At 55.0% G+C, this 15,671-nt stretch carries 13 protein-coding genes; 7 read left to right on the top strand and 6 right to left on the bottom strand.

Translation table 11 applies throughout. The annotated features are described in order from the left end of the window. The first annotated feature begins 236 nt into the window (after window positions 1-236). Both ACFQPC_RS04615 and ACFQPC_RS04620 read left to right on the top strand, forming a co-directional pair. Window positions 237-737, top strand: a complete 501-nt coding sequence (locus ACFQPC_RS04615; protein WP_382270417.1) for a DUF1269 domain-containing protein — start codon at window positions 237-239, stop codon at window positions 735-737. 125 nt (window positions 738-862) lie between these two features. Next, complete coding sequence (locus tag ACFQPC_RS04620; protein ID WP_382270418.1) at window positions 863-1,360, top strand: hypothetical protein; 498 nt, start codon at window positions 863-865, stop codon at window positions 1,358-1,360. A 111-nt stretch (window positions 1,361-1,471) separates the two neighbouring features. Here ACFQPC_RS04620 and ACFQPC_RS04625 read toward each other — a convergent pair whose 3' ends face one another. Next, window positions 1,472-2,086 carry an NAD(P)-dependent oxidoreductase gene (locus ACFQPC_RS04625; RefSeq protein ID WP_382270419.1) on the bottom strand — a complete coding sequence of 205 codons (615 nt, stop codon included), beginning with the start codon at window positions 2,084-2,086 and terminating at the stop codon, window positions 1,472-1,474. A 103-nt stretch (window positions 2,087-2,189) separates the two neighbouring features. Between ACFQPC_RS04625 and ACFQPC_RS04630 the strand changes: the two genes are divergently transcribed. The 5 genes from ACFQPC_RS04630 (at window position 2,190) to ACFQPC_RS04650 (ending at window position 9,777) form a co-directional block, all read left to right on the top strand. Continuing rightward, window positions 2,190-3,092, top strand: a complete 903-nt coding sequence (locus ACFQPC_RS04630; protein ID WP_382270420.1) for a LysR family transcriptional regulator — start codon at window positions 2,190-2,192, stop codon at window positions 3,090-3,092. A 353-nt stretch (window positions 3,093-3,445) separates the two neighbouring features. Then, a complete protein-coding gene (locus ACFQPC_RS04635; RefSeq protein WP_382270421.1) occupies window positions 3,446-4,756 on the top strand; it encodes an MFS transporter in 1,311 nt (436 codons plus the stop codon). Between the two features lie 242 nt (window positions 4,757-4,998). After that, window positions 4,999-6,873, top strand: a complete 1,875-nt coding sequence (locus ACFQPC_RS04640) for a cytochrome c/FTR1 family iron permease (RefSeq protein WP_382270422.1) — start codon at window positions 4,999-5,001, stop codon at window positions 6,871-6,873. A 188-nt stretch (window positions 6,874-7,061) separates the two neighbouring features. Then, entirely contained in the window at window positions 7,062-9,266 is a 2,205-nt protein-coding gene (locus tag ACFQPC_RS04645; RefSeq protein WP_382270423.1) for an OsmC domain/YcaO domain-containing protein, read from the top strand. Between the two features lie 67 nt (window positions 9,267-9,333). Next, window positions 9,334-9,777 (top strand): DMT family transporter, encoded by a 444-nt coding sequence (locus ACFQPC_RS04650; RefSeq protein WP_382270424.1) that lies wholly within the window; start codon window positions 9,334-9,336, stop codon window positions 9,775-9,777. Between the two features lie 19 nt (window positions 9,778-9,796). On the opposite strand, the gene ACFQPC_RS04655 is transcribed toward ACFQPC_RS04650, so the two are convergent. The 5 genes from ACFQPC_RS04655 to ACFQPC_RS04675 form a co-directional block, all read right to left on the bottom strand. Further along, on the bottom strand, window positions 9,797-10,288 hold the full coding sequence (locus ACFQPC_RS04655) for a hypothetical protein (protein ID WP_382270425.1): 492 nt from the start codon (window positions 10,286-10,288) through the stop codon (window positions 9,797-9,799). Between the two features lie 147 nt (window positions 10,289-10,435). Next, complete coding sequence (locus ACFQPC_RS04660) at window positions 10,436-12,859, bottom strand: hypothetical protein (RefSeq protein WP_382270426.1); 2,424 nt, start codon at window positions 12,857-12,859, stop codon at window positions 10,436-10,438. 42 nt (window positions 12,860-12,901) lie between these two features. After that, window positions 12,902-13,657, bottom strand: a complete 756-nt coding sequence (locus ACFQPC_RS04665) for an ABC transporter permease (protein ID WP_382270427.1) — start codon at window positions 13,655-13,657, stop codon at window positions 12,902-12,904. A gap of 8 nt (window positions 13,658-13,665) precedes the next feature. After that, a complete protein-coding gene (locus ACFQPC_RS04670) occupies window positions 13,666-14,679 on the bottom strand; it encodes an ABC transporter substrate-binding protein (RefSeq protein WP_382270428.1) in 1,014 nt (337 codons plus the stop codon). Continuing rightward, window positions 14,676-15,503: an ABC transporter ATP-binding protein gene (locus tag ACFQPC_RS04675; RefSeq protein WP_382270430.1), complete on the bottom strand. Its 828-nt coding sequence runs from the start codon at window positions 15,501-15,503 to the stop codon at window positions 14,676-14,678. The genes ACFQPC_RS04670 and ACFQPC_RS04675 overlap by 4 nt, the downstream gene beginning before the upstream one ends. Between the last annotated feature and the right edge of the window lie 168 nt (window positions 15,504-15,671).

Raw genomic sequence — 15,671 nt, forward strand, 5'->3', positions numbered from 1 at the left:
GCTTGCTTGTCTGTCGGTGTGCTCGGTTTTTAAGCGCGTTGGGCATGATTGTAGCCTTTATGTCATAGAGCCTGCAGGCGACGCTGATTTTCGGCAAGTTTTGCGGTCTGGTTTCGCTGCTGTCGATATGCTCTGCTGACGGGTGTTTTCATTGCACGGCCGCAAGCACGTGCGCATTGCATGTCTGGACAAACTGCCTATACTGAATTTGGGAGCAGGTAAGTAAAGGAGACATCATGAGACACAGACTTTATTATTTTCTTCCGGACATCAACAGTGCCCGTCGCGCTTTTGACAATATGTTGCTTAGCCGTATAGAGCAAAAACATATTAGCTTTATTTCCAGCGCCACGCCGCTTCCACATGATTTGCCGGAAGCCAATTTCCTGGTTAAAACTGACGTGCTGCACGGTGCTGTTGCAGGCATGATCATCGGTGCCATCCTTGGTGCCGCCTTCGGAGCCTTGCTGATCAATTATTACGAGGTCGGGCCGGCAACCGTGTTGGTGACAACCTTGATGGGTATCCTGTTCGGTGGCTGGGCTTCCAGCATGGCGGCGGCAGCGATGCCAAATTCACAGCTGAAAAAATTCATGCCTGAACTGGAGCGCGGCAAGATCCTGATGATTGCGCATATCCCGTCACGTCGTGTCGAGGAAATTGAAAAAATGCTGGCAGAACGCCATCCGGAAATTCGCTTTAGCGGTGAAGAACCGCATATCCCGGTTTTCCCTTGATTGTGCCGCTTTGATTGAAGGATACCTGCCGTTCCCGGAGCGGACATCAACGGCAGGATGCAAGTAAGGTAGTTACCGAGTCCGCAGGTAAGTGATCGGTAGCTGGATTGTTAACGGAGGTTGCTATGGAACTTCACATGCACTCGCATCATTGGGAGCAACGCATGCCGGATTGGACTGTGGCAGCGGTTTCCGGTTTTGCTGCAGGCGCGGTTTTAATGGTGTTGGAACTACTTTGGTCGACCATCATTATGGGGGCAAGTCCCTGGGTGATGTCGCACATGATTGCCGCGATCGTGCTCGGACGGGATGCGCTGCAGTCCACTGATTTCAGCCTGGAAGTAGTCGGCGTTGCGCTTGCTACGCATTATGTATTGGGGATAGGACTGGGTCTGATCCTGGCCGCAATTATCGTACCGTTCCGTTTTGATTCAAGCATAGGTATGGTCTTGCTGACAGGTGCAGTATTCGGTGTATTGATATACCTGTTCAACTTCTACGGTATGGTGCGTTTCTTTTCATGGTTCGCCGAATTGCGTGGCTGGACGACCGTGATTGCCCATGTCATTTTCGGTATGGTCGCCGCTGCCATGTACTGGAAGCTGGAACAAGTAAAAAAATAAAGTGTGCTGCGCAGCAATCTAACGCTTGGTAATTAATGGTCGCGCTTGTGAAAAACGATGAGGATCTGTTCGAGCCTCATCGTTTTTTTATGCCTGGATTAATCGACCGGATTAATAACCGATGGTAAAGCGTTGACGGCTGTGTGCAGGTTTTTCCAGTTCATCGATAAAGGCAATCGCAAAATCCTTGAATGAGATCCAGCTGCGGCCGTTTGCATCGACCAGCAGATTATCCTTGCCGAGACGGAATTTGCCGGTACGTTCTTCTTCCACAAATTCTGCCGATGGCGAGAGGAAGGTCCAGTCCAGTTCTTTCTCCTGCAACAAGGTGTTGAGGAATATGCCACCGGCGCTTGCTTCCGCTTTATACGCTTCCGGGAAATCAGGGCTGTCGATGAGGCGTACGCCCGGTGCAACCAGCAGGCTGCCGGCACCGCCGACCACCAGCAGGCGTTTGACGCCGGCTTTCTTCACCGGATTGATGATGGCGCTGGCCGGGATGCCGCTGAAGTGTGCCGCGCTGAACACTGCATCGTGTCCGGCCACGGCTTTTTCCAGCGCCGCTGCATCGAGTACATCCACATCAATTGCAGTTACACCGGCGCGACCGGCCAGTTTAGATGTATTGCGGGCGAGCGCAGTGACGCTGTGGCCGCGACGCAGTGCTTCTTCCAGTAACTGGCTGCCGGCACGACCGGTGGCACCGATGATGGCAATCTTGCTCATATGTTTTCTCCTAAAGGTTGAATGACGCTCTTAGGTTAGTTGCTTAAAGCAGATATAAAAAGCGTATTATTCAAGATAGTTTGTTTCTAAAAACGGTCAAATAATGGATAGACTCAGTGCAATGCAAGTCTTTGTCAGTGTAGTCGACAGTGGTAGCCAGTCGGCTGCAGCGGATCAGCTCGATCTGTCACGTCCGGTCGTATCGCGTTACCTGGCGGAACTGGAAGAGTGGGCCGGTGCCCGTTTACTACACCGAACCACACGCAAGCTCAGTTTGACCGCGGCGGGTGCAGAAATGTTGCCACGCTGTCGCCAGATGCTGGAGCTGGCGACCGATATGAAAAACGTGGTGGCACTGCCGGAAGATGCGCCGCAGGGTTTGTTGCGCATCACGGTCAGCACCTCATTCGGACAATCGCATCTGGCCGCAGCAGTCGCCGATTACGTGAAGTTATATCCCGGTGTGATGGTCGACATGCTGGTGCTGGACCGGGTGGTCAACCTGGTGGAAGAACGCATAGACCTGGCGATACGCATCAGCAAGGACTTGGATCCGAACCTGATCGCGCGCAGGTTGACGGTGTGCCGTTCGGTGGTCTGCGCAGCACCGGCTTACCTGCGTGAGCATGGCAAGCCGACCCAGGCCGAGCAATTGGCCTTGCATAACTGCCTGACGCATTCGTATTACGGCAGTGTATGGCTGCTTGAGCGGGAAAATTTACCGGTCAATGTGGCGGTCAAGGGAAATATCAGTGCCAACGATGCAAGTTCTTTGGTGCAGGCGGCTTTAGTCGGTGCCGGAATCGCCATGCTGCCGACTTTCCTCGCTGCACCTTATATCCGTTCCGGCCAATTGCTTCCGCTATTGCCTGAATACCATCCACAGGAATTTGGCGTGTTCGGCGTGTATGCATCGCGCAAACATATGCCTGCAACTTTGCGCACGATGCTGGATTTCCTGGCGCAGCGCTTCACTGACGAGCCGGAGTGGGACAGGGCGGTTTGATGGCAAATATGCAATGTGGACGGAAAGCTGCGTATTTCCATCCTGAAAACACTTTCATTTGACATTGCTGCTTCGCAGCATTATTTTCAACTATAGATGAATTGTTTGCATGTGTAAGCCGAAAACCCGGGTGCTATGATCGCAAAGTCAGCAAAACTGGCCACGAACCCATGCCCGGTATCTATCCCAAACCGGCACCCGCAAACGTCTGTCAATCCAGCATTTGTAGCAATTTAGTAGATAGCAGCTGCTTTTTGAGGCAGTGCACCATCCGGCATGATCAGAAGACCTGTTTTTATACAGAAATAAGCTTCTGTGCTTTCGGCCTGACAATCTGATTTAACACATATTATATGAGCTCCATTCCACTAAGCACTACCGCCAGCGATCGTACCAAGCTGGAGGACAGCATTTACGCAAAAGTTACCTTGCGTTTGCTGCCATTCCTCTTCCTTTGCTACGTTGCAGCTTACCTTGATCGCGTCAACGTGGGCTTCGCCAAGCTCAGCATGTTGAACGACCTGCAATTCAGCGAAACCATTTACGGCCTCGGCGCCGGTATCTTCTTCATCGGTTACTTCCTGTTCGAAGTACCAAGCAACATCATCATGCACAAGGTCGGCGCACGTCGCTGGATCGCCCGCATCATGATTACATGGTCCATCCTGTCTGCCGCGACCATGTTCGTGACGACACCAACCATGTTCTACGTCATCCGCTTCCTGCTGGGTGTAGCAGAAGCCGGTTTCTTCCCTGGCATCGTGTTGTACCTGACCTACTGGTTCCCGACTTCGCGTCGCGGCCGCATGAACGCATTGTTCATGATTGGTATTCCTATCGCTGGTGTGGTTGGCGGCCCTTTGTCGGGCTGGATCATGAATGCCTTCGCCGGCATGAATGGCTGGCACGGCTGGCAATGGCTGTTCCTGCTGGAAGCCTTGCCATCGCTCGCTCTCGGTATCATGACTTTGTTCTACCTGCCTAACAGCATCCGTGCATCGTCGTGGTTGTCGGAGGACGAAAAAGCTATCCTCGAAGCCAATATCGCAAAAGATAATTCCGTCGGCGACAAATCGCACTCGGTAGCGGGCGTCTTCACCAATCCAAAAGTTTGGTTGATGGCTGCAATCTATTTCTGCTGCATGATGGGCCTGTACGGTATCAGCTTCTACCTGCCAACCCTGGTCAAGGCTTCCGGCGTGAAAGACGCACTGGATGTCGGCCTGTTGACTGCGATTCCATACACCTGCGGCGTGATCGCTACCTTGCTGGTGGCACGTAGCGCTGACCGTATGCGTGAACGTCGCTGGCACTTTGCGATTGCAAGTGCATTGGGTGGCCTCGGCTTGTTCCTCAGCACCGTCTACGGCGACAACGTTGTATTGGCGTTGATGGCCTTGTCGCTCGGTACCGCCGGCATGTTGTCGACGATGCCTGTGTTCTGGACTTACCCAAGCGCGATCCTCGGTGGCGCAGCTGCGGCGGCCGGTATTGGCTTGATCAACTCGGTCGGTAACCTGGCCGGCTTCGTCAGCCCGACTATCGTCGGCTGGTTGAAAGACGTCACCGGCAGCACCAACGCCGGTATGTACTTCGTGGCCGGCGCACTGGTACTGGGCGCATGCCTGGCACTGTTGCAACCACGTTCGCTGGTGAACAAGTAAGCCTTGTTTATCACTGCTTAAAAAAAGCCCGCTGATGCGGGCTTTTTTATTGTCACAAGTATTTGTACGAAGGTTCAAAGCGAATAGTTGAGGACAGATTGGCGATCGTTAATGAGAAACATTCTCATATATCTGCTACCATCGGGTCTTCTTTTCCTCACAATTTTTTAACAATGCCTCTTCAACACAAATCTCATTCCTCGTTCATTTACTCCTTCCTTTTTCTTGTACTGAGCATGTTCATGGGCGCACACAGCGTGGCCGCGGTGACGGCTGACGAGAAAGCGCAAACCGTCGTGCATATGCTGGATTACATCAGCGTCGACTATCCGGAGTTTGTGCAGAATGGGAAGGTCTTGAACCAGTCCGAATTTGAAGAGCAACTGGAGTTTTCGACCCAGGCCCTGACGCTGTTAAAGGAAATGCCGGCACATGCAGAGCAGGCCAGCCTGCTCGACAAGGGACAGGCATTGCGCAAGGCGATCGATGGCAAAGCCGAAGGCGCTGAAGTCTCGAAGCAGGCGAATGCCTTGCGCGCCGATGTGATACGCGTCTACAAAGTGGCAGTGGCACCGAAGGCGACGCCGGACCTGCTGCGCGCCGCACAACTATATACCGCCAACTGCGCAGCCTGCCATGGCGCGACCGGGCGCGGTGACGGGCCACTGGCGAAAGGCATGGATCCGGAACCAAGTGACTTCCATGAAGAAGGGCGCATGAAGGTGCGCAGTATCTACGGCTTGTACAACACCATCGCGCTCGGTGTCGGTGGGACACCTATGCGTGCTTTCACTGAAATTACCGAAGAAGATCGCTGGGCCCTGGCTTTCTTTGTCGGCACATTGCGCGGCTCGGAAGAAGATGTGAAGGCGGGTGAAGCGGCGTGGAAAAAAGGCGAAGGTAAAAAGGAATTTGAAAACCTGCGCGCACTGGTGACACAAACGCCGGATGAGATTGAACAACGCGGCGGCAGCTCACTCGCGAAGGTACAAAGCTATCTGACCAAGCATCCGGAAGCGATCAAAATCGCTGCGCCATCACCACTGGAATTTTCGCGCGAAAAATTGCATGAATCGCTGGCCGCATATCAGTCAGGCGACGCCGGTGCTGCGCGTCAACTGGCGATTACCGCTTATCTGGAAGGCTTTGAATTGGTTGAGAGTAGTCTGGATAATACCGACGGCGCACTCCGACAAAAAATAGAGATCGAAATGATGGCACTGCGCGCCTCTATCGGTGCAGGCAAGCCGGTGGAAGAAGTCGCCAAACAAGTCAAGGATATCGAAGCCTTGCTGGAGCAGGCCGATGAAGCATTGTCCGGCGACCTGTCGGCAACTACCGCCTTCATCAGCGCGCTGCTGATCCTGCTGCGTGAAGGCCTGGAAGCCATCCTGGTGCTGGCCGCGATCATTTCCTTTGTCGTCAAGACCGGTCGTCGTGATGCCTTGCGTTACATCCATTACGGCTGGATGGCAGCAGTTGCATTGGGCATCCTGACATGGGTTGTTGCGAACTATGTACTCACGATTTCAGGTGCAAACCGTGAGCTGACCGAGGGCATCACGGCGCTGGTCGCCGCCGCCATGTTGCTCTATGTCGGTTACTGGTTGCATAGCAAATCCTATGCACAAGCCTGGCAAAAATTCATCCGTGAACATGTCAGCGCTGCACTGGAAAAGAAAACGATGTGGGCCATGGCCAGCGTTTCCTTCCTCGCCGTGTATCGCGAACTGTTTGAAATCATCCTGTTCTACCAGGCGCTGTGGGTGCAAGTCGGTGATGACGGCCAGGTTGCGGTATTGAGCGGTATCGCTACCGCAGCCGTGTTGCTGGCAGTGATCGCCTGGGTCATCCTCAAGTACAGCGTTCGTTTGCCTATCGGTCCATTCTTTGGCGTCACTTCGGGCTTGCTGGCATTCCTGGCCGTGGTGTTTGCCGGTAACGGCATCGCTGCCTTGCAGGAAGCCGGCGTGATTGAAGCGGATCGTATCAACTTCATCACGGTGCCGCTGCTGGGCATACATCCGACCATGCAAGGCATTAGCACACAAGCGATCGTGTTGGCACTGGTGGTCATCGGTATCTGGATGTCACGCCGTGCGGCGCATGCAAAGTAGTTTGCTTGCCACCACTGAAGGAAAAGCCCGCTGATGCGGGCTTTTTTAATATCTTTTGCGAGTTGACGGCCTGTTAACTGGCCCGGAGCGCCAGGATTGATGGAAAGCATCGATAAATCACACGGCATCCCCGTGGCGACGGATAATAGCGGCCACGTCATTTTGCGCATCAATTTTGGAATTCCCCCATGGAAATTAAGGTCAACTTTCTCGATAAACTGCGTCTGGAAGCCAAGTTCGACGACTTTACAGTCATAGCCGACCAGCCTATCCGTTATAAAGGTGATGGTTCGGCACCCGGTCCTTTCGATTACTTCCTGGCTTCATCGGCCTTGTGTGCGGCTTACTTCGTGAAGCTGTACTGCGTCACGCGCGACATCCCGACCGAGAATATCCGCTTGTCACAAAACAATATTGTTGATCCGGAAAACCGCTACCAGCAGATTTTCAAGATCCAGGTTGAATTGCCTCCGGATATCCTGGAAGTGGACCGCCGCGGGATTTTGCGTTCCATTGAGCGTTGCACCGTGAAAAAAGTGGTGCAGGCCGGCCCCGAGTTCGTTATCGAAGAAGTGGAAAATCTCGACGCTGATGCGCAGTCCCTGCTGACATTGAAGCCGGATGCGGATGCCAGCACCTATATCCCGGGCAAAGACCTGCCGCTGGAGCAAACCATCGCCAATATGTCGGGCGTGCTGGCGAACCTCGGCATCAAGATTGAAATCGCCTCATGGCGCAACATCATCCCGAATGTCTGGTCCCTGCATATTCGTGATGCGCATTCGCCGATGTGCTTCACCAATGGCAAAGGTGCGACGAAAGAGAGCGCGCTGGCATCGGCACTGGGTGAATACATCGAACGCCTGAGCAACAACCATTTTTACGCCGGTTCCTTCTGGGGCGAAGACATCGCCAATGCAGAATTCGTCCATTACCCGAACGAGCGCTGGTTCAAGCCCGGTCGCAAAGATGCGCTGCCGTCTGAAATCCTGGATGACTATTGCCTCGAAATTTATAACCCGGACGGCGAGCTGCGCGGTTCGCATCTGATCGACACCAACTCCGGCAATGTGCAACGCGGTATTTGTTCATTGCCGTATGTACGGCATTCAGACGGCGCGGTGGTGTACTTCCCGTCCAACCTGATTGAAAACCTCTACGTCAGCAATGGCATGAGCGCTGGTAACACGCTGGTCGAAGCACAAGTGCAATGCCTGTCTGAAATTTTCGAGCGGGCGGTGAAACGCGAAATCCTGGAAGGTGAAATCGCCTTGCCGGATGTGTCGCAAGAAGTGCTGGCGAAATATCCCGGCATCCTCGCAGGCATCAAGGGCCTGGAAGAGCAGGGCTTCCCGGTGCTGGTCAAGGATGCATCGCTGGGCGGGACTTACCCGGTAATGTGCGTCACCTTGATGAATCCGCGCACCGGCGGCGTGTTTGCATCCTTCGGTGCACATCCAAGTTTCGAAGTCGCGCTGGAACGCAGCCTGACGGAATTACTGCAAGGACGCAGTTTTGAAGGCTTGAATGATTTGCCGCGACCTACCTTCGCCAGTGAAGCAGTGACCGAACCCTATAACTTTGTCGAACACTTCATCGATTCCAGCGGCATCGTATCGTGGCGCTTTTTCAGTGCCAAATCGGATTACGATTTTGTCGAGTGGGATTTCTCGGGTCAGGGTGAAGATTCGAATGCAGATGAAGCCGCGACCCTGTTCGGTATTCTCAAGGACATGGGCAAAGAGGTGTACACAGCCGTATACGACAACCTGGGTGCTACCGCCTGCCGGATTTTAGTGCCGGGTTACTCGGAAATTTATCCGGTAGAAGACTTGATCTGGGATAACACCAACAAGGCCTTGCTGTTCCGTGCCGACGTATTGAATATCCATCAACTGGACGAAGCCGGCCTGGAAGCACTGCTGGATCGTCTGGAAAACAATGAGCTCGATGAGTATTCCGACATCGCCACCTTGATAGGCATCGAATTTGACGAAAATACGGACTGGGGGCAACTGACGGTCCTCGAATTGAAGCTCCTGATCAATCTCGCCTTGCAGCAGTTTGATGCGGCACATGAACTGGTGGGTGCCTTCCTGCAATACAACGATAATTCGGCCGAGCGCGGCTTGTTTTATCAAGCCCTGAATGTGGTGCTGGAAGTAGTACTGGATGATGAGCTGGAACTGGACGACTATGTGGTGAACTTCCGCCGCATGTTTGGCAATCCTCGCATGGATGCAGTATTGGGCTCGGTGGATGGCAGCGTGCGTTTCTTTGGTTTAACGCCGACCAGCATGAAACTCGAAGGACTGGATAGGCACCAGCGCCTGATTGATAGCTACAAGAAATTGCATAAGGCCCGGGCCAAGGCGGCGGCCCTGGCAAGCTAGCTTGTCTGTCATCGGGGAGGCGATGAATGCCTCCGATAGCGCGGCGTATTAACTCATGGAAGGAATTATGAGCTCATATTTTTTTATGTTGTTAGTCGTGGCGGCTGGTGCCAGCGTGGCATTTCAGCAAGTCCTTAATGCCAATCTGCGCATACAAATCGGCTCGCCGTGGTGGGCTGCGTTTATCAGCTATTTCGTCGGCCTGGTCGTTACGCTGCTTATCGCGCTGGTGGTGCCCGGTCCCAGGCTGATCGAGGCTTTACCGAAAGGCGGCGACTGGTTGCCATGGATGGGCGGCATCTTTGGCGCAACCTTCATTGCCATCACCATCCTGATGGTGCCTAAGCTGGGCGCAGCGACCACCATTTCCCTGATCGTTGTCGGGCAGATGCTGCTGTCCTTGACGATGGATCATTTTGGCTGGTTAGGCTTGCCGGTGCAGCCGATCAGCCTGCTTAGATTGACCGGTGCCGGGCTGCTGGTACTTGGCGTAGTGCTGATTCGGGCATGACAAGTAATTTGCCCGGTCGCTATACCGCCAATAAGGACGCCACGGCAATCTGCTGATCCTGCGTCAGATCCAAATCTCGCACCAGTTTGTTCATTTGACCCAGCGCCGAGGTGAGGGCGCCGTTCAAAGTGCTGATCGTTGATTGTACTTGCAGCAGCTGTTTCTGCTTTTCGTCCGGGCTCAGCCTTTGGTTCGCCATGATGGCATTCAACTTTTGCTGCTGTTCAGCTATCTGTTCCTTGAGTTCGCGGATCCGCTTGAGCAAATCCTTGATGTTGTCTGGAACGTTGCTGTTGTCGATATCCTGATTACGGGCCGGTTGCATGGCGGCCTGCCTTTTGGCGGAAAGAGCCTGTCCCAGGCTGGATAGCGTGACCCGGGTGCCGGCTGGTTTTTGATCGGTTTCGCCATTGGCCGCGCTGCCGGCTTGCGTGGCAATAGCTTCCTCGTCTTGCGCAGTTGCAGGCAAGGTGGTCGCGGTGTTGCTAACGGATGTGATGTTCATCTGCAAACCTTTCGGCTTAAGGATTGGTTAATCATTAACGGCAAGATCAAAATAAAGTTGAGCGCGGCTCGCCTTTGATCATCCCGGACGACTGCTTATCGAATAAAAAAGCCCGCATAGGCGGGCTTTTTGGTTCAACTGCATGGTTTGTGGCTAGGTTAGCTCAACGGGTGTAACAAACATGGCTGAAGACCAGACCTTACTGTCATCCTGCTGGCGACCGGTGAAGTAGATCGGATGATGGCCGAAGGAAGTCTTTTTCAGTTCGACTTCAAGTTCACCCTGCACCGTGACCGGTAGTGCCTGCTCCGTCAAACGTTCCAATGCCAGGAATAACTCGGTTCCGCCCAATTCCTGCCTGAGTCCGCCTTCCTGCAACAAGGACGCACCGCTGATTTCCCATTGGAAGCTTGGTACATGTTTGAACGGATTCGGCTGCAGCGGATCGCCGACCTTGATATAGCTGTCTATGGTTCCTTCTATGCGTATCGTGCAGTTTTTCAAATTAGTGATGTCGATATCGATACTGTCGGCATCGCCATAAGTGTCGCTGCGGAATACGATGTCGGTCGTGCCTTCGCGCCAGCAGTTTTCTTCGCCATGTTCAAAACCATGTGACTGGAAGCGATTGATGGTGCCATTCAGTATCGTGATGCGACCGCGCCATGAAGCCCAACGATACCGATCCGGCACGCGTGCGCCGCCCCAGCGCAAGCGTATCAGGCGTTCCGAATATCCGAGTTCCTGATGCAGGTTGCGTTTCCAGATCAGGCCGGTGTGATCATAAGCGGCGATTTCATCCCACCCCGCACCGCCGAGGAAGTTGTAGTCAAGCTTCAGCGGACCGGAGTGTGTGAATTCATCACCCTGGATATGTTTACCTGCATGCACCAGCAAGGCGGTATGCTCACCGGTTGTTGCCCAGGTGTGGCGTGCGCGCAGTGCGCGTCCTATGCTGCGACGATCCAGCGACTCGGCGATGACGCCTGTCAAGCCACCGTGGACACCGAATACCTGCGTGCCCGGAGGGCCACCACCCGGGCGACCGCGGTGTTCGTCACCGCTGGCAGCAACGCCGATGCGATAACCGCGGGTGATGACGTCTTGATAGAGCCAGCCAAAGTGGCCCCAGCTCGAGGCGATTTCGACCAGGCGTTCCAGTTCCGGATGATGCCAGTCCGGAATATAGCGGCGACCACCGACGTGCGGCATGATCAAGTGTTGCTCAGGATCGTCGATATAGGCGGCCCATAGTTCTTCCACCGGCCAGCGTCCGGTTTCGACGGCGGAACCCTTCATGTCTTCATTCCACAGGAAGGTGCGGTTGTGTTCGCCGCGTGCGTTGTACGGGAAGTCGGGAGCCGCATCACCGAGGAAGACCACATTGTGGTCGCCGCCGGCGGTTGAGCTGCCGCACCATTCCTGCACCGGGTAACAAACAAAATGTCCGGGCTTGTTGAATTCTTCGACGGTATCCACGCCGAGTTGCCAGTTTTCATCGGTGATCTGGAAGTCGTTCGCGGTATAGCCGAGTACATCGATGCCGCCGATGTCGCGCGCATATGCTGCGTTGTAAGCCGGGCTGTTGGTGCCGACCGTGTCGCTCGCATGTACATGCAGGTCGGCATAGTAGGAACGCGGTGCCGGGAAGCTGTCGTTTATGCTGAGGTGGGCGACTGCCGGACGGATGTGCGTGTGTTCGGGCAGTTCCGCGACCAGGCGCAGGTCACCCCGATCGCTTGGCAAGTCGTCGACGCCTATGCTGGCCCAGGCAGTGTCAGATAAAAGATCGGGCAAGGCATGTGTTTTTTCATAGACGAGTGCATCGCCGGCGTACGCACGCAGCAAGAGCTTGCCGGCTTGCGCATGGCAGGCATTGCCCCAGCGATCCTGCAGCGAAAAACGGAAGGGAGCAGTCTGTCCACTGCGTACGAAACGCGGGCCGGCAATCAGCAGGCGTGCCGCTGCGCCGGGTGCCATGTCGATCACGATGTCACCCGGAACGGCAGCGAAGCGCGAAGTGCCGAGCGGGTCGACGTAGCAGCGGAAACGGAAGCGATCTTCGGTGAAAGTCTGTACCCGCGTGCCCGGACCGCCACCGCGCCGGTCGCCTAAGCGCAGGATGATGTGGTCGCCGGCATTCAGGTAACCGTCGACGACGTCGACGATGATGGCTTTCTGGAATGGACGTTCATGGCCTTTTTGATCGAAGCGTACCGATAAGGATTGCACGGTGGCCGGACTTTGGCCCGGCACCAGTTTGCCGGACTGGTATTCGGCGCTGATGTAATTGGCGGCGGTCGGGTCGCTGGTCTGGAACAAGGCCCAGTCGGAATAGAACTTGAAGGTGGCCTTGAACCAGCCACCATCGGCGAGACCTGCCGCGCCTACTTCATAGTCGATGACGATTTCATTCCAGCTGCCTGTTTCGAGGCGATTGACGTTGCAGTTGACGCGACCGACGAAGGGCAGCTTCTTGTTTTGTACGTACAAGCCTGCCGGTGCATGGTGCGGCCCCAGCTTGCTACGCAAGGCCTGGTATTGTTGCGTGAGGTCTAAAGGATGGTTCTTGCTCATGATGTGTCCTGATTATTTGCTATTTAAAAGTCCGAGGCCCGCTTAGTGGCTGCGCCAGCGTTGGTAGCGTCGTTCTATGCGTCGGAAGACCAGGCTTTCAGCCAGCCATGCAATGAGTCCGATCAATACGATGCCCAACAGTACCTGGCTGGCATTGCCTATCTGTCCGCCGGTGGAAACCATCCAGCCTATGCCATGTGATGCACCTATCATTTCGGCCGCGACCAGTGCGCGCCAGGCCTGGCTGAAGCCGACCCGCAATGCAGTGGTGAAGGCGGGCAGGGTAGCAGGGAAGTAGACGTGTACCAGCAGTTGCAAACGATTCGCGCCGAGGATGCGCGCAGCGCGTACTTCACCGCCGCGTATCGCCTGTACGCCATCCTGTATTGCCAGTGTCATAGGACAAACGGCGGCGATGAAGATGACGACGATGATCGACAGATAGCCGATGCCGAAGATGATCATGGTCAGCGGTGCCCACGCAATCGGCGGGATCGCCATGAACAGGCCGTTCAAGGGCGTGATGAAATCGCGCACATTGCGTGAGATACCGGCGGCGGTGCCGACGATGGCAGCGACCACGATGGCGGCACCGAAGCCGCCCAGTTCTTCCAGCAAACTGGCACCCAGGTGTGCCCACAGCTTGCCGCTTTCCAGCCAGCGCCATCCTTCCTGTGCCACTTCCCATGGCTGTGGCAGGATGTAGGACGGAAAGCGAGTGGCCGCCAGGCTCCACACCAGGAATAGTGCAGGTAAAGAGGCCCAGCCCCACGATGGTTTTAAACCCGGTATGCGCATGCCTTGCCTTAGTGTTTGGCCGGCGCTTTTTCAGCGCGCTGTTGCCATGTGGTGTCGATAATTTCGGTGGCACGCAAATCCTTGTTCAGGAAACCGAGCGCGCGCGAGTAATTCATCAATTGCTGGATGAATTGCACGTCGTTTTGCTGGATGCGATCCGACCAGCCTATGCGTTTACGCGCTTCCCTGACGACTTCAACCGGCTTGATTTCACGACCGTCGGCAGTTTTGACGGTCGGGATTTCGAAAGCCTCTGCGATGATCTGGTTCGCTTCATCCGGATGCTTGTTCAGGAAGTCGATGGCGCGACGATGTGCGCGCAAAACTTTGACGATGTCGTCGGGACGTTGCGCCAGCGTACGCGGCATCGCCATCACGATGTACCACGGGTATTGCGGGATCGCCTGGTTGACGTCGAGCACCAGGCGGGTATTGCCACGCAGCAGCGCAGTGGCGATAAACGGTTCCCACGTGAAGGCGGCATCGACCAGGTTGCGATCAAGTGCCGCCGGCATGTTCCCGGCCGGCATGTTGACGATGGTGGTGTCGCGGTCAGGCTCGAGGCCTGCCGCTTCCTTCAGGACGTAGCCGCGTAACAAAACATCCATGCCACTGCCTTTGGCGACGCCGGCTATCTTCTTGCCCTTGAGGTCGGCGACGGTGCGGATAGAACTGTTTGCCTGTGTAATCACTGCCGCCTGGCCGTAGTTAACCTTGGCCAGGATGCGGCTATTGAGGCCGCGTGCATACCATTGGAATACCGGTGGCGCACCGATGTAAGCCATATCTAGGTCACCGGCCGACAAGGCTTGTTGCAGGATAGGCCCGTCGCCGAAGGATTTGATTTCAACGTTGACACCTTCTTCCTTGAAGTAGCCTTTGCGATCGGCAATCACTGCCGGTGCATTGGCCATTGCGTAGACCCAGCCGATGCGGATGGGTTTTTCCTGGGCTTGTGCGGTGGCGGCACCGGCCCAAGCCAGCGCGAGTGAGAGTGTGATGAGCAGTTTTACGGGCTTCATGGCGTACTTTCAAAAAGAAGTGGGAAGGAGTGCGCGTTATCAAGTACAACGGCGTTCGGGAAATCTGCGCTCGATGGCGTGGAAATACTGTCCAGCAGGCTGCTGCTGTATTCATGGAATTGCGGCAGGCGTCGCGTCTCACGGTGGATGCGTGGGCGTGGCAAGTCGACGGCCACGGTATGCCTTACGCCTTGCGGCGCCTTGCCGAGCACGACCACGCGATCGGCAAGGAAGACCGCTTCGTCGATGTCATGCGTAATAAAGACCACGGTTTGCTTAAGCGTTGACCAGAGTCGCAGCAATTCTTCATTCATGCTTTGGCGCGAGATTGCATCGAGGGCGGCAAAGGGTTCATCCATCAATAGCAATGTCGGTTCCATCGCCAGCGTGCGCGCCAGCGAGATGCGTTGCTGCATGCCGCCGGAGAGTTGATGTGGCAGGCGCTGTGCGGCATCGGCCAGGCCTACCAGTGCCAGTGCTTCACGTGCTTTTTGTTCCCGTTCGATGCGGCTGACGTCAGCCCGCATGCGCAAACCGAAGGCCACATTGTCGAGCGCGTTCAGCCATGGGAACAGTTGCGGTGACTGGAATACATAGCCGAGTTCCTGCATTTCCGGCCTGGCCTTGTGTTCATTGATCCGGATACTGCCCCTCTGTGGCTGCAGGAAGCCAGACAGCAGATTGAGCAAGGTGCTTTTGCCACAACCGGAAGGGCCGAGCAGGGCGACGAATTCGCCGGGCTTTGCCTCTATCGAAAAGTCACTGAATACCGTCTGCCCGTTTTCATAGGCAAAGTCGATATGGTCGACCCGAAGATGAGCCATCTGTTTCTCGTACATGACAGGTATCCGTTGAACAATGAAGAAGAATCCGGTGCAAAAAATGCATCACAAGCATGGTGTTTGCAGGGATTTTTGTCATAATACGTATTAATACAAGTTCGACGAACGAAGACTTTTGCATATCCTTATTCGTTTTCCTTTTTGTCAGGC

It is taken from the genome of Herminiimonas glaciei, assembly GCF_042664955.1.
GTDB classification, from domain to species: domain Bacteria; phylum Pseudomonadota; class Gammaproteobacteria; order Burkholderiales; family Burkholderiaceae_D; genus Oxalicibacterium; species Oxalicibacterium glaciei.